This window comes from Actinosynnema sp. NPDC023658, assembly GCF_040639995.1.
Classification (GTDB): domain Bacteria; phylum Actinomycetota; class Actinomycetes; order Mycobacteriales; family Pseudonocardiaceae; genus Actinosynnema.
Genome location: NZ_JBFAAX010000115.1, coordinates 1 through 15,497, shown reverse-complemented (window position 1 = coordinate 15,497; position 15,497 = coordinate 1). Strand labels below are relative to the sequence as shown.

General features: G+C 71.2%; 12 protein-coding genes. 4 read left to right on the top strand and 8 right to left on the bottom strand.

Features of this window, described 5'->3' with window-relative positions:
• Positions 1–114 precede the first annotated feature (114 nt).
• The 4 genes from AB0G02_RS15630 to AB0G02_RS15615 all read right to left on the bottom strand — a co-directional run bounded on the left by AB0G02_RS15630 (position 115) and on the right by AB0G02_RS15615 (position 7,709).
• The gene (locus AB0G02_RS15630) at positions 115–1,152 is read right to left on the bottom strand and encodes a 3-isopropylmalate dehydrogenase (RefSeq protein ID WP_360794202.1); all 1,038 of its coding nucleotides are present in this window, start codon (positions 1,150–1,152) and stop codon (positions 115–117) included.
• Between the two features lie 228 nt (positions 1,153–1,380).
• The gene (locus AB0G02_RS15625) at positions 1,381–4,710 is read right to left on the bottom strand and encodes a S8 family serine peptidase (RefSeq protein ID WP_360794200.1); all 3,330 of its coding nucleotides are present in this window, start codon (positions 4,708–4,710) and stop codon (positions 1,381–1,383) included.
• A gap of 265 nt (positions 4,711–4,975) precedes the next feature.
• The gene (gene serA / locus AB0G02_RS15620; protein WP_360794198.1) at positions 4,976–6,565 is read right to left on the bottom strand and encodes a phosphoglycerate dehydrogenase; all 1,590 of its coding nucleotides are present in this window, start codon (positions 6,563–6,565) and stop codon (positions 4,976–4,978) included.
• Between the two features lie 274 nt (positions 6,566–6,839).
• Positions 6,840–7,709 (bottom strand): glycosyltransferase family 2 protein, encoded by an 870-nt coding sequence (locus AB0G02_RS15615; protein ID WP_360794196.1) that lies wholly within the window; start codon positions 7,707–7,709, stop codon positions 6,840–6,842.
• A 134-nt stretch (positions 7,710–7,843) separates the two neighbouring features.
• Between AB0G02_RS15615 and AB0G02_RS15610 the strand changes: the two genes are divergently transcribed.
• Complete coding sequence (locus AB0G02_RS15610; protein ID WP_360794194.1) at positions 7,844–8,632, top strand: MBL fold metallo-hydrolase; 789 nt, start codon at positions 7,844–7,846, stop codon at positions 8,630–8,632.
• A gap of 36 nt (positions 8,633–8,668) precedes the next feature.
• Here the strand turns inward: AB0G02_RS15610 and AB0G02_RS15605 are convergent, their stop codons facing one another.
• From AB0G02_RS15605 to AB0G02_RS15590, 4 genes are all read right to left on the bottom strand, one after another.
• A complete protein-coding gene (locus tag AB0G02_RS15605) occupies positions 8,669–8,938 on the bottom strand; it encodes a DUF397 domain-containing protein (protein ID WP_360794192.1) in 270 nt (89 codons plus the stop codon).
• Positions 8,939–9,001: 63 nt separating this feature from the next.
• Positions 9,002–10,015, bottom strand: coding sequence for a ketol-acid reductoisomerase (ilvC, locus tag AB0G02_RS15600; RefSeq protein ID WP_360794190.1), 1,014 nt, complete (start codon positions 10,013–10,015; stop codon positions 9,002–9,004).
• Positions 10,016–10,046: 31 nt separating this feature from the next.
• On the bottom strand, positions 10,047–10,553 hold the full coding sequence (ilvN, locus tag AB0G02_RS15595; protein WP_077009444.1) for an acetolactate synthase small subunit: 507 nt from the start codon (positions 10,551–10,553) through the stop codon (positions 10,047–10,049).
• 1 nt (position 10,554) lies between these two features.
• Positions 10,555–12,393 (bottom strand): acetolactate synthase large subunit, encoded by a 1,839-nt coding sequence (locus tag AB0G02_RS15590; protein ID WP_360794187.1) that lies wholly within the window; start codon positions 12,391–12,393, stop codon positions 10,555–10,557.
• Positions 12,394–12,678: 285 nt separating this feature from the next.
• Between AB0G02_RS15590 and AB0G02_RS15585 the strand changes: the two genes are divergently transcribed.
• From AB0G02_RS15585 to ilvD, 3 genes are all read left to right on the top strand, one after another.
• Entirely contained in the window at positions 12,679–13,116 is a 438-nt protein-coding gene (locus tag AB0G02_RS15585) for a PH domain-containing protein (protein WP_360794185.1), read from the top strand.
• On the top strand, positions 13,113–13,556 hold the full coding sequence (locus AB0G02_RS15580) for a vitamin K epoxide reductase family protein (protein ID WP_360794184.1): 444 nt from the start codon (positions 13,113–13,115) through the stop codon (positions 13,554–13,556). Before AB0G02_RS15585 ends, AB0G02_RS15580 begins: the two co-directional genes overlap by 4 nt.
• A 79-nt stretch (positions 13,557–13,635) precedes the next feature.
• A complete protein-coding gene (gene ilvD / locus AB0G02_RS15575) occupies positions 13,636–15,480 on the top strand; it encodes a dihydroxy-acid dehydratase (RefSeq protein WP_360794182.1) in 1,845 nt (614 codons plus the stop codon).
• The last annotated feature ends 17 nt before the right edge of the window (positions 15,481–15,497 follow it).

Sequence of the window (15,497 nt, the reverse complement as noted above, 5' to 3'; positions counted from 1 at the left end):
CGTGCGCTGAGCGTTGAACTCAGGTGTCCTGGACGTAGGACTCACGCGTTCCGAACGTAGGACTCACGCGTCCTGGAGGTAGGACACGCGCGTTCCGGACGTAGGACACGCGTGTCAGGCCGTCCTGACGTTCGACGACACGAGAGCGGCCAGGCGGTCGCCTACCGCGTAGGTCGCGCCCGGCGACGAGTGGTCGCGGGTGGCCAGGTCGAACGCCACCGACGCCTCGATCCGCCGCGCCGACTCCGACTCGCCCAGGTGGTCGAGCATCAACGCCACCGACAGCACGGCGGCCGTCGGGTCCGCGATGCCCTGGCCCGCGATGTCCGGCGCGCTGCCGTGCACCGGCTCGAACATGCTCGGGTTGCGCCGCGTCACGTCGAGGTTGCCCGACGCCGCCAGCCCGATGCCGCCGGTCACGGCCGCCGCCAGGTCGGTCAGGATGTCGCCGAACAGGTTGTCGGTCACGATCACGTCGTACCGGCCCGGGTCGGTCACCAGGTGGATCGTCGCCGCGTCCACGTGCTGGTAGGCCACCGTCACGTCGGGGTGCTGCAACGACACCTCCTCCACCACGCGCGACCACAACGACCCGGCGTGCGTGAGCACGTTGGTCTTGTGCACCAGCGTGAGGTGCTTGCGCGGCCGGTTGGCGGCACGGGCGAACGCGTCGCGCACCACCCGCTCCACGCCGAACGAGGTGTTGATCGACACCTCGGTGGCGATCTCGTGCGGCGTGTCCTTGCGCAGGAGGCCGCCGTTGCCGGCGTACAGGCCCTCCGTGCCCTCGCGCACCACCACCATGTCGATCTCCGGCGGGTCCGCGATCGGGCTGCGCACGCCCGGGTAGAGCCGCGCCGGGCGCAGGTTCACGTGGTGGTCGAGCTCGAACCTGAGCCGCAGCAGCAGGCCGCGCTCCAGGATCCCGCTCGGCACCGATGGGTCGCCCACCGCGCCCAGCAGGATCGCGTCGTGCTGGCGGAGCTCACCGAGCACGGACTCCGGCAGCAACTCACCTGTGGCGTGCCAGCGCGCCGCGCCGAGGTCATAGCGGGTGATCTCAGCCGCCGGAACGACCTCACCGAGCACCTTCAGGGCCTCGGCGACGACCTCGGGCCCGATCCCGTCTCCTGGGATCACTGCGAGCCGCATCCACACACCTCCCAGGTATCAGTCCCACTGCGCGGGACTAGTTTCCATTGCGAAAGGCTACCGGTCCGAAGCGGTGAAACCGCACTCGGAACACCCCTCCGTGGCCATATCTCCCGGACTGCGGGACACCCGAACGGTTCAGTGCCCCCGTTCGGTCGTCACCCGATGTGCGTAAACGGCTCTGGCCGGCCGGGGCAGTCCCCGACCGGCCAGAGCGGTGCACGACGATCAGTCCGCGGCGCGGGCGGTCAGCCGCCCCTTCACCTTCACCACGTCCGCCCGGTCACCCGAGGCGTTGTGGTGGTGCAGGACCAGCAGGCTGTCCGCGCCGTCGGCCGCGAGCGACTCGGCGTCGCGGTTGACGACCAGCGCGGTGCCCGGGCGGGACAGGTAGGACAGCGCGGCGTCGCCGCCGCCCTGCACCCACAGGCCCGGCTTGAGCGGGTCGAACGACAGCGCGTTCGGGATCGAGTCGATCAGGCCGTCCGACGAGCCCGGCGCGACGTAGAACCCGGACACGCCGACCTGGTAGCCGATCCGCGAGGTGTCCGCCGACGGGTCGATGCCCAGCGCCGTCAGCAGCACCGGCAGGACCACCACGTTCGTGTCGAACACGTTCGTGTCGACGTCACCGAACTGGCCGTTGACGCCCTGGATGTCGACCGTGGTGCCCGTGGCCAGGTCTACCGTCGACGCGACCAGCAGGTCGGTGTCGGTGAGCTTGGTCGCGTAGACCTCGTAGTCGAACGTGCCGTCACCGTTGGTGTCGATGTCCACGAACGGGACGGTGTTGCTGCCCAGGTTGTACCAGTTGCCCCAGGTCGCGAGGCCGAACGCGAGCACCGCGTCCTCCGGCGAGCCCTGGGCCTTGGCCAGCGGCGCGGTCGACGTGACGCCGACGTAACGCAGGTCGCCGCCCTTGGCGGTCTCGTTCAGCACGCAGTCGGACGTGACGTTGCGGCGGCACTCCGGCAGCCTCGGCGAGGACGCCTGCAGCTCCAACGCGCTCACCAGCGACTGGTAACCGCCCTGGTTGACGCCGCGGCCGGTCAGGTTCAGCACGCCCTGGCCCGAGCTCGACACCCGGATGTTGTTGGGCACGTTGATGTCCGACACCGGCTTCGGCGCCGAGTACACCGGCACCCGCAGCCCGACCGAGGAGCCGCTCTTCGGGGTCAGCAGGACCCGGCCCGACGCGTCGGCCAGGTACTGGCGCGGCACGTCGAGGTGGTTCAGCTCGACCGTCGGGTCGACCGTCTTGCGCAGCGCGGTCGGGTCGTCGATCTTCAGCGAGACGGTGATCCGCGCGATGCCGCGCGGGCTGAGCCGCACGCTGGTGGTCGACAGCTCGTAGCGCACGCCCGGGATCTCGGTCAGCGCCTCGTAGCCGACGGTGTAGTCCACCCACTTGGTCGACTTGTTGACCACCTTGATGGTCTTGGTGCGGGTGAGCGGGCCGGCCACCTCGACCGTGCCGAAGGACGCGGACACCGCGCCCGGGTCGTCCTGCACGTAGGCGAGCACCTGGTTCTCCACCGCGGCCGCGCCGTCGATGCGGCCGGCGCCCACGCGGTTGGGCGCGTAGGTCTTGCCGTCGGCCTTCACGTCGTGGCCCGCGGTGTTCATGATCGCGGCCTTGACCTCTTCCGGCGTCCAGTCCGGGTGGGCCTGGCGCACCAGCGCCGTGATGCCCGTGACGTGCGGAGCGGCCATCGAGGTGCCCGAGTTGACCATCGTCTTGTTGCCCGAGCCCACCAGCACGGAGGCGATGGTGTCACCGGGTGCGGCGACGTCCGGCTTCACGACCGGGCCGCGCACGCCGCGCGAGGTGAACGAGCTCGGGGTGTCGGTGATCGACGGGTCGTAGGTCGGCAACGAGGTGCGCAGCACGCCCGCCTGGCGCACGACCAGCGCGCCCGAGGCCAGCACCGGGCGCAGCGCCGCAGTGGCCGAGCCGGTGAACTGGAACACCGGGATCGACGCGTTGCCGGAGATGCCCGCGTTGAAGTGCTCCAGGTTCGAGGTGAACACGGCGCCGACGGCACCGGCGGCGGTGGCGTTGTTGGTCCGGCCGACCGAGCCGCAGCGACGCGTGGCGTCGTTGTCGTCCCACTCCAGCCACACCATCTTGCCCGCGACGGCGGCCTTGTCCGCGGCCGAGAACGGCAGGCAGCCGTCCTTGTTCGCCGCGTCGCTCATCGCCACGACCGGAGCGGTGACGTCCGCGCCCTCGTAGTTGAACGCCACGCTGTACTGGCCGGGCTTGCGGCCCGCCGCACCGGCCGGGGCGGTCACCTCGACCGCGTCGCGCAGCACGTACGCGTCACGGGTGCTGGCCACGGTCAGCGACTCGGGGGTGCTGCCCGGCGAGCCGCCGATGTCGTACAGGTCGCCGCCGTTGCCCGCGGAGAACACGGTGACCACGCCGGAGGCGTTGAGCTTGCGCACGAACAGGCTGTCCGGGTCGTCCGGTGCGCCGTAGTCGGAGCCGAGCGACAGGTTGACCACGTCGAGGTGGTCGGAGAAGTCGCCGTCGCCGTCGGGGTCGAGCGCCCAGTCCAGGGCCTGCGCGGTGACGTTGGTCGAGCCCTCGCAGCCGAACACCTTGAGCGCGTACAGCAGGGCCTTCGGCGCGGTGCCGGGGCCGATGCGCATCGCGTTCAGCGCCTCGGGGGTGAGCTTGGTGTAGTCGCCCTTGAAGGTGCTGCCGTCGGCGTTGACGCCGAAGCCCGCCGCGGTGCCGGCGACGTGCGAGCCGTGGCCGTTGCAGTCGAGCGGGTTCGGGTCCGGCTTCGGGGTGTTGACCGCCGGGTCGTCGCTCTCGCCGTCGTAGGCGTTGCCGACGAAGTCGTAGCCGCCGACGACCTTGGGGGTCGGGAAGTACGAGGGGTCGACCTTGGTCTCGTCGATCGCCTCGAACGCCGCGATGGTGCCGGGCCCCGCGAAGTCGCTGTGGGTGTAGTCGATGCCCGTGTCGATGATGCCGATGCGGGTGTCGTCACCGAGCTTGCCGTACTGCTGCCACTCCTTGAGCGTGTTGGTCAGCTGCACGGCGCTGGAGTTCTGGCGGGCCTTCGGCACGACCGTGCGGACGGACTTGACGTCCGCGCGCTGGGCCAGCTCGCGGACCTTGGTCGCGTCGGCCTGGACCACCACGCCGGGCACGCCGTTGGCGGTCCGGTACAGCTCCTTGGTGCCCGAGTCCTTGCCCCTCAGGGCGGTGACGACCTGGTCGGTGACCCGGCCGGTGTCGTTCCTGGTCGCCTTGGCGGCGTCCTTCGCCTGCTGCTTGCTCGCGCCCTGGTCGGTCTTCTCGGCGAACGCGTCGACGGCCGGCTTGGCCTCCAGCTCCACGAACGCGGTGACCCTGCCCTGGGCGGCGGACAGCCGGCCGGACACCTTCATCTGCAACTTGCCCGCATCCAGCCCGTGCGCGTTGGCGACGGACGGTGCCAGTGGATCTTCCGCGGCCAGCGCGGTACCGGCGGTGGAACCGGCGACGAGTATCGCGGCCAGCACCGGTACGGCAGATCTGGCGACAACGCGAGATCGGCTCACAACGTGCCCCAAGCGAGGTCGGATTCGACCGGGCGGGCAGCGGCATCCAGTGAGGGGAACTGCCCGCGTGGTGCCGTGCCCTCTACGGCACCGGGTCAACCTCGTGGGAGGAACCTAATCGTTCGATCGAGCTGATCAGTTAGCCCGAAGGAGTGATGGCAACCACAGTTTTGACGACTAACGGTTAACTGTGACACCGCCGAGACCTGCAGCGATATACACCGACAGGTCTCGGCGGCATTACTCCGTTACAGCGACGCTTCGGTCAGTCGAAGTTGACCGAGCGCACCGTGCGCGCACCGACGGAAGCGCCGATCGGGTCGAGCACGGCGGTGTCCACCGGGCGGTCGACGCGCAGCAGCATGAACGCGTCCGCGCCGTCCTTGGTCTGGCTGATCTGGGCCGCCTCGACGTTCACGCCCGCCTCACCGAGCAGGGTGCCGACGGTGCCCATGACGCCCGGCCGGTCCGGGTACTCCAGCAGCAGCACGTTGCCCTCGGCGCGCAGGTCGAAGCTCCGGCCGTTGATGCCGACCAGCTTCTCCACCTGGTCCAGGCCCGTGAGCGTGCCGGACACCGTGATGACCGCGCCGTCGGCCTGCACCGCGCGCACCGTCACCAGGCTGCGGTGGTTGGCGCTCTCCGGCTCCTTGGCCAGGTCCACGCTCACGCCGAGCGAGTTCGCCAGCGCCGGCGCGTTGACGAAGGTGACCTGCTCCTCGACCACGCTGGAGAACACGCCGCGCAGCGCGGCCAGCGGCAGCACCGCGACGTCCTCGTTGGACAGCTCGCCGCGCACCTCGACGGTGACGCTCGTCGGCGCCTTGGCGCTCAGCGCCGCGACCACCGTGCCCAGCTTCTGCACCAGCGGCAGGTACGGGCGGACCTCCTCGCCGACCACGCCGCCGCCCTGCACGTTCACCGCGTCCGGCACGAAGTCGCCGGCCAGCGCGAGCAGCACCGACTTGGCCACGTCCGTGCCCGCCCGGTCCTGCGCCTCGGTGGTCGACGCGCCCAGGTGCGGGGTGACGACGACGTTCGGCAAGCCGAACAGCGGGCTCTCGGTGGTGGGCTCGGTGGAGAACACGTCGATGCCCGCGCCGCCGACCTGACCCTCCTTCACGGCCTCGGCCAGCGCCTCCTCGTCCACCAGACCGCCGCGGGCGGCGTTGACGATGATCACGCCGCGCTTGGCCTTGGCCAGCTGCTCGGCACCGATCAGGCCCTTGGTCTCCGGGGTCTTCGGCAGGTGGATGGAGATGAAGTCGGCGCGCTCCAGCAGCTCCTCCAGGCTCACCAGCTCGATGCCGAGCTGCGCGGCGCGGGCGGCGCTGACGTACGGGTCGTAGGCGATCAGCTCGGTGCCGAAGGCGGCGATGCGCGCGGCGAACAGCTGGCCGATCTTGCCCAGGCCGACCACGCCGACCGTCTTGCCCTGCACCTCGACGCCGTTGAACTTGCTGCGCTTCCACTGGTGGTCCTGCAGCGTGGCGTGCGCGGCCGGGATCTGGCGGGCCGTGGCGAGCAGCAGCGCGACCGCGTGCTCCGCGGCGCTGACGATGTTCGAGGTGGGCGCGTTGACGACCATCACGCCGCGCTCGGTGGCGGCGGGCACCTCGACGTTGTCCAGCCCGACGCCCGCGCGGGCGACGACCTTCAGCTTCGTCGTGGCCTTGAAGACCTCGGCGTCGACCTTGGTGGCGGAGCGGACCAGGAGGGCATCGGCGTCGGCAACGGCTTCGAGCAGCGCGGGACGGTCGGTGCCGTCGACGTGGCGCACCTCGATGCCATCACCGAAGACGTCGAGAACGGACGGTGCGAGCTTCTCGGCGATGAGGACAACGGGCTTGGTCACGGACGTCGCTCCCGGTGGTGTGAACGGGTGGGGAGCGCGGGGCCGTCGAGCAGGTCGTCACCCGCGCCGGCCGGCCACGGCAATGTGTCCGGGTTGTTAACGAGCATAGTCAGCGCCCACCGGGTGGTTGACACCCGGGTGCCGCGTTTCACCTGGTGGAACACGGTACGCGCGTCCTACTTGGACCCGCGGCGCCGACCTGAGCGTTCAACTCGGCCTACGCGGACGTAGGACACGGGTGTTCCGGAGGTAGGACACGCGGGAGGTCGGGGGGTCAGACGCCGACCCTGCGGGCGATGTCCGCCAGGCGCTCGTCGCGGACCAGGGGCCTGGTCACGCCGTACACGTCGAGGTTGCCCGCGCCGTCGTAGCTGTTCGCCGCCCACTCGGCGTCGAGGTCGCCGTCGACGGCCAGGTCCCGCCACCGGCGCACGTGCCAGCCCTGGTCGGGGCGGAACGCCGGGCTCCGCGCCACCCGCACGCCCTGCTCGGCCTTGCGCTCCAGGTCGGCCCGGCTGCGCAGCGGCGCGTGCAGGCAGGCGATGTCCTCGACCGTCTCCTGCGGGCCGTCCAGCCCGGACACGCCGTGGTTGCCCGGGTGGACCTCGATCGTGGGCACCGCGCGCGAGATGCACTTGGGCGGGTACAGCATCTCGATGAAGCCGATCCGCGACGAGGTGACCAGCTCCATGGTCCGGTCCACCGGCCCGACGGCGCGCTCGACGCGGTGGTTCATGCGGAGCAGGCCCTGGCTCGCGTTGCGCCGGCGCCCGCGCTCCTGGACGAAGTTCACGACGGGGCACCGCAGGACGTCCGCCCGGCACGCGGCCAGCCGCGTGCGCAGGTCGCCGTCGGCGTGCCAGAACTCGTCGGCGTCGAGCACCACGATCCAGTCCGCGCCGCGGTCCACGGCCTCGCGGGCCAGCGCCGTGGTCACCTCGGACTGCCGGTACTCGCCGTCGTCACGGGTCCAGTGGACGCGGCCGGTGCTCCGGCTCATGCTGCGCAGGATCCGCCCGGTCCCGTCGGACGAACCGTTGTCCACGACCAGCACCTCGTCGACGCCGATGGACAGGTGGTGACCGAGGGTCGTCGCGATGACGTCGTCCTCGTCGCGCACCATCGCGACGCCGACCACCTTCACGTTCCCGCACCCCCGCCCGCACGCCGCCGTCCGCACGCCGCCGATCGACGTCGCGGCAGCATAACGAGCGGTGGGCGGGAGACCCGTGGCCCGATCCGGTTGGACGGTCCGCGACGGTCTGGTCGGGTCCGGGCATGGGACAGTGGATCGAGGCCGCGGACGGCGTGCTGGTGCGGCGGTACGAGGAGTTGGACCTGTCGGTCGGGCTCGTGGTGGGCGGCGAGTCGTGCCTGGTCGTGGACACGGGAGGGGACGCCGGGCAGGGCGCGGAGCTCGCCGCCGCCGTGCGCGCGGTGACGCCGCTGCCGTGGCAGGTGGTGCTGACCCACTCCCACTTCGACCACAGCTTCGGCACGGAGGTCTTCGCGCCCTGCGCGGTGTGGGCGCACCGGCGCTGCCACGCCGACCTGGTGGCCACCGGGGAGCAGCAGCGCGAGCGGTGGGCGCGGAACTACCGGGAACGCGGTGAGGTGGAGGTCGGGGACCGCATCGCGGCCGTGCGCCTGGTCCTGCCCGACCACCTGGTCGACGACCGCGCGGAGCTGGACCTCGGTGGTCGCCGCGTGGAGCTGCGGCACTTCGGGCCCGCGCACTCCGACCACGACCTCGTCGTGCACGTCCCGGACGCGGGCGCGGTGTTCGCGGGCGACCTGGTGGAGCACGGTGCGCCGCCGCAGTTCGGTGACGCCTTCCCGCAGGGCCGGCCGGCCGCGCTGGACGGCGTCCTCGCGCTGGACGCCCCGGTCGTCTTGCCCGGCCACGGTGATCCGGTGGACCGCGACTTCGTCCGGGACCAGCGCGCGGAGCTGGCGGCGGTCGCCGCGCTGTGCCGGGAGGTGGCCGCCGGGACGCTCACCGCGGAGCAGGCCGTGGCGCGCTCGCCGTACCCGGAGGAGTTCACGGTGGCCGCGCTCGCGCGCTGACACCCACCCGCCGCGCGGGAATCGATACCGCCCGGGTCACCAGGGCTCGTCGAACTCGCCGTCCTTCACGCCGAGGATGAACGCCTCCCACTCGGCCGGGGTGAAGACCAGCACCGGGCCCTCGGGGTGGGCGGAGTTCCGCATCGCCGTGTACGTCACGCCGTCGGTGTGCTCGACGAACGCGATCTCGACGTGCTCCTCTTCCTCCTCCGCGCCCTCGTCGCTGCGGATCCACTCGGCACCGCCGAGGTCGAGGTTGCCCCGGACGTGGGCCTTGTCGTCGTAGATGGGCGCGCTGTCGGTCATGGGGCCTAGGTATACCGGGGCCCGCGGTCGAAACCGCGGGCCCCGGTGAAAAAACCGCTGATCTTACGCCGTTTCGGTGATGGGGCGGTCGACCCAGGACATGAGGCCGCGCAGCTTCTTGCCGACCTCCTCGATCGGGTGCTGCTCGCCCTCCTGCTGCAACTTCTTGTAGTTGCCGCGGCCGGCGTCGTCCTCGTTGACCCACTCGGTGGCGAACGTGCCGTCCTGGATCTCGCCCAGGATCTTGCGCATCTCCTCCTTGACGCCCGGCGTCACCACGCGCGGACCGCGGGTGAGGTCGCCGTACTCGGCGGTGTCGGAGATCGAGTAGCGCATGCGGGCGATGCCGCCCTCGTACATGAGGTCCACGATGAGCTTCAGCTCGTGCAGGCACTCGAAGTAGGCGACCTCGGGCGCGTAACCGGCCTCGGTCAGCACCTCGAAACCGGCCTGCACCAGCGCGGACGCGCCACCGCAGAGCACCGCCTGCTCACCGAACAGGTCGGTCTCGGTCTCCTCCTTGAACGTCGTCTTGATGACGCCCGCGCGCGTGCCGCCGATGCCCTTGGCGTAGGACAGCGCCAGCGCCTGCGCGTTGCCGGAGGCGTCCTGCTCGACCGCGATGAGCGCGGGGACGCCCTTGCCGTCGACGAACTGGCGGCGCACGAGGTGGCCGGGGCCCTTCGGCGCGACCATGGCGACGTCCACGTTGGACGGCACGGTGATCAGGCCGTAGCGGATGTTGAAGCCGTGGCCGAAGAAGACCGCGTCGCCGTCCTTGAGGTTCGGCGCGATGTCGTTGGCGTAGATGTGCCGCTGCGCGGTGTCCGGCGCCAGGATCATGATCAGGTCGGCCTCGGCGGAGACCTCGGCGGGCGTGCCGACGGGCAGGCCCTCCTCCTCCGCCTTGGCGCGGGACTTGGAGCCCTCGGGGAGGCCGATCCGGACGTCGACGCCCGAGTCGCGCAGGCTCAGCGCGTGCGCGTGGCCCTGGCTGCCGTAGCCGATGACCGCGACCTTGCGCCCCTGGATGATGCTCAGGTCGGCATCGTCGTCGTAGAAGATCTCGACGCTCACTGGTGGTACTTCCTTCCTCGGAACTGGAAAATCAGCGCACCGCGGTCGCGGTGATGGAGCGGGCGCCACGGCCGATGGCGACCATGCCGGACTGGACGATCTCGCGGAGCCCGTAGGGCTCCAGCATCCGCAGCAGCGCGTCGAGCTTCTCAGACGTGCCGGTGGCCTCGACGGTGACCGCCTCCGGGGAGACGTCGACGACCTTCGCGCGGAAGAGCTGCACCGTCTCGAGGACCTGGCTGCGCACCGTGGCGTCGGCGCGCACCTTGACGAGGAGGAGCTGCCGCTGCACGGACGCGGCGGGCTCCAGCTCGACGATCTTGATGACGTTGATGAGCTTGTTGAGCTGCTTGGTCACCTGCTCCAGCGGCAGCTCCTCGACCGACACCACGATGGTCATCCGGGAGATGTCCGGGTGCTCGGTGCGGCCGACGGCGAGCGACTCGATGTTGAAGCCGCGCCGGGAGAACAGGCCCGCGACCCGTGCGAGGACACCGGGCTTGTCCTCGACCAGAACGCTCAGGGTGTGCCTAGTCATGTCATTCGTCCTCGTCGAACAGCGGGCGGATGCCACGCGCGGCCATGATCTCGCTGTTGCCGGTGCCGGCGGCCACCATGGGCCACACCTGGGCGTCCTTGCCGACCACGAAGTCGATGACGACCGGCCGGTCGTTGATCTCCATGGCCTTCTGGACGACCGCGTCGACCTCCTCGCGGGACTCGGCGCGCAGCCCGGCGCAGCCCATCGCCTCCGCGAGCAGCTTGAAGTCGGGGATGCGGTGCTTGTGCGTGCCCAGGTCGGTGCTGGAGTAGCGCTCGCCGTAGAACAGCGTCTGCCACTGGCGGACCATGCCCAGGTTGCCGTTGTTGATGACCGCGACCTTGATCGGCAGGCCCTCGATGGCGCAGGTGGCCAGCTCCTGGTTGGTCATCTGGAAGCAGCCGTCGCCGTCGATGGCCCACACCTGGACGCCCGGCACGCCGGCCTTCGCGCCCATCGCGGCGGGCACCGCGTAGCCCATGGTGCCCAGGCCGCCGGAGTTGATCCACGTGCGCGGCGACTCGTACTTCACGAACTGCGCGGCCCACATCTGGTGCTGGCCGACGCCCGCGGTGAAGATGGTGTCCGCCGGGGTCAGCAGGCCGATCCGCTCGATGACGTACTGCGGGGACAGCGTGCCGTCCTCGGGCCAGTCGTAGCCGACCGGGAACGTCTCGCGCAGCGCGTTGAGCTGGTCCCACCAGGGCGTCAGGTCGATGGTGCGGTCCGCGTTCTCCTTCTCCGCGCGGACCGCGTCGACCAGCTCGCTGATGATCTCCTTGCAGTCGCCCACGATCGGGACGTCCGCACGGCGGTTCTTGGAGATCTCCGCGGGGTCGATGTCGGCGTGCACGACCTGCGCGTCCGGCGCGAACGAGGACAGCTGGCCGGTGACCCGGTCGTCGAACCGCGCGCCGAGGGCGATCAGCAGGTCCGACTTCTGCATCGCGGCGACCGCCGAGACCGAGCCGTGCATGCCGGGCATGCCCAGGTGCTGCGGGTGGGAGTCGGGGAACGCGCCGCGCGCCATCAGCGTGGTCACCACCGGGATGCCGGTGGACTCGGCCAGCTCCAGCAGCTCGGGCGACGCCTCGGCCTTGATCACGCCGCCGCCGACGTAGAGCACCGGGCGGCGGGCCGCGGCGATCAGCTTCGCGGCCTCGCGCACCTGCTTGCCGTGCGGCCGGGTCGTCGGCCGGTAACCGGGCAGGCGCAGCTCCGGCGGCCAGGAGAAGGAGGTCATCTCCTGGAGCACGTCCTTGGGGATGTCCACCAGGACGGGGCCGGGTCGGCCCGTGGAGGCCAGATGGAACGCCTCGGCGACGGCGCGCGGGATGTCCGCGGCGTCGGTGACGAGGAAGTTGTGCTTGGTGATCGGCATCGTGATGCCGCAGATGTCGGCTTCCTGGAACGCGTCGGTGCCGATCAGCGGCCGGGACTGCTGGCCGGTGATGGCGACCACGGGGACGGAGTCCATGTTGGCGTCCGCGAGGGGCGTGACCAGGTTCGTCGCGCCGGGGCCCGAGGTCGCCATGCAGACCCCGACCTTGCCGGTGGCCTGCGCGTACCCGGTCGCGGCGTGGCCCGCGCCCTGTTCGTGGCGGACCAGGATGTGGCGCACCTTGGTGGAGTCGAGGAGGGGGTCGTAGGCAGGCAGGATCGTGCCGCCGGGGATGCCGAAGACCACCTCGCAGCCCACTGCCTCGAGCGAGCGGACGAGGGACTGGGCACCCGTCACGCGGATGGGGGCGCCGGTCGGCGGGGCCGGTTTCGGCCGCGGTCCAGGGCGGGGCGACGGCGGCTCACCGGGAGCCGGTCGCGAGGTTGCGCTGGTCATCTGTCTGCCTCGTGGGTAAGGAGAATGCACGGTCCGGGCACGAAAAAACCCTCGCCAACCCGAACGGGTCGTACGAGGGTCGCGCGTCGACGCAAGCTCGAATGCCTAGGCGTCGACGCGCCTGGGAAGTACGAGAACGAGGTTGCGCTGCATGGCCCTGACGTTAACCGTCAAGGGTGCGGAGCGTCAACTGTGCGGGACGGCACTCCCGGATCGTGGGCACCCTTCCTGCGCGGACGTGGGCCGGAGTCACCCGCTCGGACGAGGGTGGCAGCATCTCCGGACGTGCCGAAAGCCGTGTTCCGCGTCCCCACCCCCGCCCTGCTGGCCGCCGGTCTCGCCGCGATCGCCGCGACCCCGTTCGCCTGGAGCGCACCGGGTCTCCAGGCCGTCTACCTGCTGCCGGCCGGTTTCGCGGCGTGGGTGGTGCGCAACCGGACCACGGTGGACGGTGAGCGGCTGGTGGCGCGGTCGACGTTCCGCACGCGTGTCATCCGTTGGGATGACGTGAAGGCGATCAAGCTCACCCCGAAGGGGTGGTTGTCGGCCGTGCTGCGGGACGACTCACTGGTCCGGCTGCCCGCCGTCCGCGCCGGTCACCTGCCGACGTTGTCGCTGGTCAGCGGCGGTCGTGTGGCCGACCCGAACGCCGCGGCGGGCCCGGCGGAGGACGCGGAGCCTGACCAGGACGCAACGCCGCCGTCCGTAGAGTCGCAGGAGTGAGTTCGAACACGCGGACCCTCGGCCGGGTGCCCGCCGTCAGCCTGGTGCTGGCTCTGGCGGGCCTGGCCGTCTCGGCCTACCTCACGATCGCGCACTTCACCGCGGGCGCGCTGCTGTGCGCCGAGGGCGAGGTGGTCGACTGCGGCGCGGTCACCAGCAGCGAGCAGTCCGAGCTGCTCGGCATCCCGGTCGCGGTGCTGGGCCTGGCCTTCTTCGCGTTCATGACGGTGGCGTGCCTGCCGTTCGCGTGGCGCAGCGAGGCCCTGCACTGGGTCAGGCTGGTGTCCGTCGGCGTCGGCGTGCTGTTCGTCGTGTACCTGGTGGCCGCCGAGTTCCTGCTGATCGGGAAGATCTGCCTGTGGTGCACGGCCGTGCACGTCATCACGCTCGCGCTCGCCGCCGTCCTGGTCGTCGGGGCGTTGCGGCGGAGTAACCTCTGAGGCACCGCTCCGCCCCTCCCGCGCCCCCACCCCGCGCGCGTCGTTCGCGTACCGCTTGGCAAAGACTTCTGGAGGAGCCGTGCCACCGCTCCGTTCCCGCACCACCACCCACGGCCGCAACGCCGCGGGAGCACGCGCGCTCTGGCGCGCGACGGGCATGACCGACAGCGATTTCGGCAAGCCGATCGTGGCCATCGCCAACTCCTACACGCAGTTCGTGCCCGGCCACGTGCACCTGCGCGACCTCGGGGACATCGTGGCCGAGGCGATCCGCGAGGCGGGCGGGGTGCCGCGCGAGTTCCACACGATCGCGGTGGACGACGGCATCGCCATGGGGCACAGCGGGATGCTGTACTCGCTGCCGTCGCGGGAGATCATCGCGGACTCGGTCGAGTACATGGTCAACGCGCACCAGGCCGACGCGATCGTCTGCATCTCCAACTGCGACAAGATCACGCCGGGCATGCTCAACGCGGCGATGCGGCTCAACATCCCGGTGGTGTTCGTCTCCGGCGGGCCGATGGAGGCCGGCAAGGCGGTCGTGGTGGACGGCGTCGCCGTCGCGCCGACCGACCTGATCACCGCGATCTCCGCGTCCGCCTCGCCGGACGTCGACGAGGCCGGGCTGGCCGAGGTCGAGCGGTCGGCGTGCCCGACCTGCGGTTCGTGCTCGGGCATGTTCACCGCGAACTCGATGAACTGCCTCACCGAGGCGCTGGGCCTGGCGCTGCCCGGCAACGGTTCCACGCTGGCCACGCACTCCGCGCGCCGCGAGCTGTTCAGCGAGGCCGGCCGCACCGTCGTGGACCTGTGCAAGCGGTACTACGAGCAGGACGACGAGTCGGTGCTGCCGCGGTCGATCGCGAACCGCAAGGCGTTCGAGAACGCCATGGCGCTGGACATGGCGATGGGCGGCTCCACGAACACCGTGCTGCACATCCTCGCCGCCGCGCAGGAGGGCGAGGTCGACTTCACGCTGGCCGACGTCGACGCGCTGAGCCGGCGGGTGCCGTGCCTGTCGAAGGTGTCGCCGAACTCGGACTACCACATGGAGGACGTCCACCGGGCGGGCGGCATCCCGGCCCTGCTGGGCGAGCTGTGGCGGGCCGGCCTGCTCAACGAGGACGTGCACACCGTGCACAGCCCGGACATCGCGTCGTGGCTGGGCGAGTGGGACGTGCGCGCCGCCTCGCCGTCGCAGCGGGCGGTCGAGCTGTTCCACGCCGCCCCGGGCGGGGTGCGCACGACGGAGGCGTTCTCCACGTCGAACCGGTGGTCGAAGCTGGACACGGACGCGGCGGGCGGCTGCATCCGCGACGTCGAGCACGCCTACACCAAGGACGGCGGCCTGGCCGTGCTGCACGGCAACCTGGCCGAGCGGGGCGCGGTGATCAAGGCGGCGGGCATCGACGAGGAGCTGTGGCGCTTCGAGGGGCCGGCGCGGGTGGTCGAGTCCCAGGAGGAGGCCGTCTCGGCCATCCTGAAGAAGGAGATCCAGGCGGGTGACGTCCTCGTGGTCCGCTACGAGGGCCCCGCCGGCGGGCCGGGCATGCAGGAGATGCTGCACCCGACCGCGTTCCTCAAGGGCGCGGGCCTGGGCCGGAAGTGCGCGTTGATCACCGACGGCCGGTTCTCCGGCGGCACGTCGGGCCTGTCCATCGGCCACGTCTCGCCGGAGGCGGCGGGCGGCGGCGCGATCGGCCTGGTCCAGGACGGCGACCGGATCCTGATCGACATCCACGAGCGGCGGCTGGAGCTGCTGGTGGACCCGACGGTGCTGGCCGAGCGGCGGGCGAAGATGGAGGCGTCGGAGCGGCCGTGGCAGCCGGCGGACCGGGTGCGCCCGGTGACGGCGGCCCTGCGCGCCTACGCCCGGATGGCCACCGACGCGTCCACGGGCGCGGTGCGGGACGTGAACAAGTAGCCGCTCGCCGAACCGGC